Genomic DNA, 4,599 nt, shown 5'->3' with positions numbered 1-4,599 from the left:
GCCCGAGCCCGAGCCCGAGCCCGAGCCCGAGCCCGAGCCCGTACCCGACTCCCGGTCCGAAAGGGATCCCATGCCCACACCCACCCCGATCATCCTGGACTGCGACCCCGGTCACGACGACACCTTCGCGATCCTGCTCGCCGCGGGAAGCGAACACATCGACCTGCGCGCCGTCACCGCGGTGGCGGGCAACCACGTCGTGGAGAAGTCCACGCTCAACGCGCGGCGCGTGCTGAGCCTCGCCGGGGCCGAGGGCATCCCGGTGGCGGCCGGCCACGCCGGACCCCTGCTCGGCGAGCACGCGGGGCCCCGGCAGGGCGACCGGTACGGCGGCCCGGACGTGCACGGCGACTCCGGCCTCGACGGCTGGGAGTTCGACGAGCCGACCGTCCCGCAGGACGAGCGGCACGCCGTGGAACTCATGATCTCGGTGCTCACCGAGTCCCCCGAACCCGTGACCATCGTCGCCACCGGTCCGCAGACCAATGTCGCTGCCCTCCTGCTCGCCGCGCCGGGCCTGCGCCCGAAGATCCGGGAGATCTTCTGCATGGCCGGCTCGACACACCGGGGGAACTTCCTGCCCTACTCCGAGGCCAACGTCCTGTTCGACCCGGAGGCGGCGAGCATCGTCCTGGGCAGCGGGGTACCGGTCACCTACTGCGGCCTCAACGTCACCCACCAGGCGCTGGTGACCGCGGAGGTCCTCGCCGAGATCGGCGCCGTGCCCAGGCTCGGCAAGCCGGCCGAGGCGCTGCTGCGGTTCCGGTCCGGCACCTACGACAAGATCTGGGGCATGGCGGAGCCGCCGCTGCACGACCCGGTCGTCGTCGCCATGGTGATCGATCCGTCCCTGGTCCGCTGCCAGGAAGCCGGTGTCGCCGTCGAGTTGCACGGCGCGTTCACCCGGGGTGCCACCGCCATCGACCTGGCCGGAGTCACCGACCGCGAACCCAACGCACGGGTGGCGCTGGAGCTGGACGTGCCGAGGTTCTGGCGCCTCCTCACCGACACCCTCCGGAACCTGGCGTGACGGGCCGCCGTACGGGCTTCCGGAGACGAGCGGAGCGACAGCGGATGACCGAACCCCGAGCGACACGGGAGCTGCCATGACGGTACTGGACGAGGCCCTGACCTATCTCCAGGACTGCGGGCCCGAATGGGGACCGGGAGTGAGCAACCACGGGCCGATGGCCGCGGAGGCGCTGGTCCGCCTCGGCCGTCCCGAAGCGGTCGGCCGATTCGTCGGCAACTACCGGAAGATGCTCTACCGGGACGCCCCCGTACGGTCGTTGACGATCGACGAGACCAACTGGCAGGCCGCGCTTGGCAACATGAGGCTGCTCGGAGACTGGAACTTCTTCTTCCGGACGCGGCTCGCCGAGCGGCCCTGGAAGGAAGTGCTCGCCCACTGGTGGCCCCGGCTCCTGCCGGGACTCCCGGCGGGCGGCGGCCACGGGGTGATCAGGACCGGCCACGCGGTGCGCGCGCTGGCCGAGAAGGAGACTCCCGAACGGGTCAACGAGCTCGCCCTGGGCCTCGGCTACTGGGCTGCCCGGTACCAGGAGGTACCGGGCAGCGGACGGTTCCTCGGCCGGCACGACCTGCCGGACACCTGGAACAGGGTGCCCAGACTCCACACCCGGCAGGGCATCGGCGAGATCTTCCGCATCAGGCTGGAAGCGCTGTACCTCCAGCCCGACTTCGGCGAGATCGTGGACGACGTGCGCCGCCCGGACGACGTGGACGGGGCCCTCAGCGTGATCACCAGGCTTGCGGCCCAGGCCTATCTGACCGACGACCACGAGAAGTACATGGGATTCGTGCACGCGCTCACGGTCCCGGCCGCCGTACGCCTGGTACTCGGGCACCTGCCCGCCGAGCAGCACTGGCCGACTGCCGCCACCACCTGGCAGTTCACCGCCGCGATCCGCAGCGCCTACGGCACCGGCCACCGGGAGCCGGCGGCGCCGGTCACGCCGGTGGGCTACGAGACCCTGATCGACCGGGCGGTCGCGACGGGCGATCCGCACGCCATCAAGTACGTGGAGGCGTGCCGGAGAGAGGACGAGCAGTCGGCCGATCCGATCTACGCGGTGGTCGCCACCGACTGGATCCGGCGCATGGAGGACGGCACCTGGGTCGAATGACGGGAACCGCGGGCCCGGGCCCGGCAGTTCACCGGCCGCACCCGGGCACGGCAGTTCAAGGCCGTACCCGGGTCGGCGTGGCCAGGCCTCTTCCCGGCCCCACGAAAGGACGCGATGGACGCACTCCTGGACGTGTCGAGCCTGGACACCCCGTGCTATGTCTACGACCTCGCCGAAGTACGGGGTGCGCACGCCCTGTTGACCTCCGCGCTGCCCGAGGGCGCACCGCTCTACTACTCCCTGAAGGCGAACCCGCACCCAGCCGTCCTGCGACAGCTGTCCCGGCTCGGCTGCCGTGCCGAGGTCAGCTCCCCGGGAGAGCTCCAAGCGGCTCTGGCGGCGGGGTTCGCGGCGGCCGAAACGCTGTACACCGGGCCGGGAAAGCGCGACGCCGACGTGTGGAGCGCCGTCGACTCGGGCGCCCGCCGGTTCTCCGCGGACTCCCCGGGAGCGCTGGACCAACTGGACCGCGCGGGCCGGGAGAAGGGCGTACGACTGTCGGCGCTGCTGCGGATCAACCCCCAGGAGCCGCCGCGGGGCGCCGGGCTGGTGATGACGGGCAGGCCGTCGCAGTTCGGCGCCGACCTGCGCTGGATCCGTGAACAGCCGTCGCTCTTCTCCGATCGTGCACACGTCCGGCTGGCCGGCCTCCACCTCTACATGGGCAGCAACCTGGCGGGCGAGGACGCGCTGTTGAAGGTCTTCGAGCACGCCCTCCATGTCGCGGAGGAGGTCCGGCGGGCCCTGGGCCGAGAGTTCGAGGTGCTGGACCTCGGCGGCGGGTTCGGGGCCCCGTACGCGACGCGCGGCCGGCTGCCGGTGTTCGGGACGCTCAGGGACCGGCTGTGCGCCCTGCTCGACCGCGAAGTCCCCGCCTGGCGGACCGGCTCCCCCGTCGGGGTCTTCGAGTCCGGCCGCTATCTGTCGGCCGGCTGCGGCCGCCTGCTGACCAGGGTCCTGGAGGTGAAGTGGTCGCAGGGCCGCCGGATCGTCGTACTCGACACCGGGGTCAACCACCTCGGAGGCATGTCCGGCCTCGGAAAGGAACCGCGTATCGATCCGGAGCTGCTGACCGACCGGGACACGGGCGGCCCGCTCCACGAGACCATCGTGACCGGGCCGCTGTGCCACCCCCTGGACAGCTGGACGAGCAGCGCCCGGCTCCCCGACCTGGCCGTGGGGGAGTTGATCGCCGTACCCAACGTCGGCGCGTACGGCCTGCACTCGGCGCTCGCCCTGTTCCACGGGCACCCGATGCCGCTGGAGGTAGTGGTCGACGGCGGCGCCGAGATCGAGCGAAGCCGGATCTTCCCGCGCCGGGAGGGATACGGGGCATGACATCGAACAGCACGCTGGTGGGAGAACCGGCGCAGGCGCCGGCGGGGATGGCCGGCACCGGCGCCGACGCCGTCCGCGCGCTCCGACCCCGCTCCGGTGCCCCGCTGCGGGTCGACGTGCCGGCGGACCACCCCTTCGTCATGGTCATGCGGGATGACACCGCCTACTGCGTACGGGAGTTGACGGGGCGGATCGCGATCCGCAGCCCGGTGTCGCGGGCCCACCTCGCCGCCGCGGTGCGGGCCGGCTACCAGCGGTTCCGGCAGGAGTTACGCGACGAGCTGTGCCATGCGGTCGTGCGGCCGCACGGCACCGTCTTCCACCTGGTCCAACCGGAAGCGCTGGAACGGGCGGTCCGCGGCCGGGTGGGCGATCGCGCGCTGATCAGTCTGGATCCCCTGGTGACGCGCGCCCACGGGCAGCTCCGGCTCTCCCGGGGGTTTCTGCTGGGTGGTACCCGGTGCGTGGGTCTCGTCCCCCGGCCCGGCGGCCCGCCGCTCGCCGACCAACTGGGCGCGCTCCGCAAGGACCTGGCAGACGTGGAGTGCGAGCTCGTCGAGGACGACATGTGCACGGGGGGAACCGTGGCGGCGGCGGTCCGCCTGCTCAGGGCGGCGGACATCCGGGTCACGCGCGTGGTGCCCGGCATCCGGCTCACGGTCCCCGGAGAGACCTCCCTCGCCGGAGTTCCGGTGGAACCTGTGATCGACTACCGGGTGCTCCACCGGGACGCGGTGGAGCTGACGGACTCCCGCAACTACCTGCTGGGCGTGTCCGGCCTCGTCGTCCGGCTGCCGCAGCTGCGGTGGGGGCGGGCGCCGTACTGGCTCCCCTTCGTCAGCACCGCCGCCCGCGCCGGGATCCACCCCGGGATGGAACGGGCCTTCGCGAGAGGGATGTTGGAGGCCAACGCCCGCTTCTTCGCGGACGTCGAACAGGCGGCCCGGTGCCCACTGCTGGTGGGCAGCCTTCCCCCCTCCGGCCAACAGGTGCTGACCTCGCTGGGAATGGCCTGGCAGTCGACACCCGTTCGGGCCGTACTGGAAAGGCTCGCGGCACACCTGGACCGGTACATCGAAGCCGTGCAACGCCTCGGACGAGACGAGGCCGGGGT

The 4,599-nt window shown here is 72.1% G+C and carries 4 protein-coding genes; all 4 read left to right on the top strand.

From position 1 onward, the window contains the following. A partial coding sequence (locus tag AOK16_RS06385; protein ID WP_338058477.1) for a nucleoside hydrolase occupies positions 1–1,030 on the top strand: 1,030 nt, incomplete at its 5' end. A gap of 76 nt (positions 1,031–1,106) precedes the next feature. Next, a complete protein-coding gene (locus AOK16_RS06380) occupies positions 1,107–2,147 on the top strand; it encodes a questin oxidase family protein (protein ID WP_055471242.1) in 1,041 nt (346 codons plus the stop codon). Between the two features lie 114 nt (positions 2,148–2,261). Beyond that, positions 2,262–3,485 (top strand): type III PLP-dependent enzyme domain-containing protein, encoded by a 1,224-nt coding sequence (locus tag AOK16_RS06375; protein WP_055471241.1) that lies wholly within the window; start codon positions 2,262–2,264, stop codon positions 3,483–3,485. After that, the coding region (locus tag AOK16_RS06370; protein WP_157859125.1) for a hypothetical protein at positions 3,482–4,599 on the top strand (1,118 nt) is incomplete at its 3' end. The genes AOK16_RS06375 and AOK16_RS06370, both read left to right, overlap by 4 nt.

Source organism: Streptomyces pathocidini (assembly GCF_001418495.1).
GTDB lineage: Bacteria > Actinomycetota > Actinomycetes > Streptomycetales > Streptomycetaceae > Streptomyces > Streptomyces pathocidini.
Note: the sequence above shows the minus strand (reverse complement) of the source record. Positions and strands in the feature narration are given on the sequence as shown.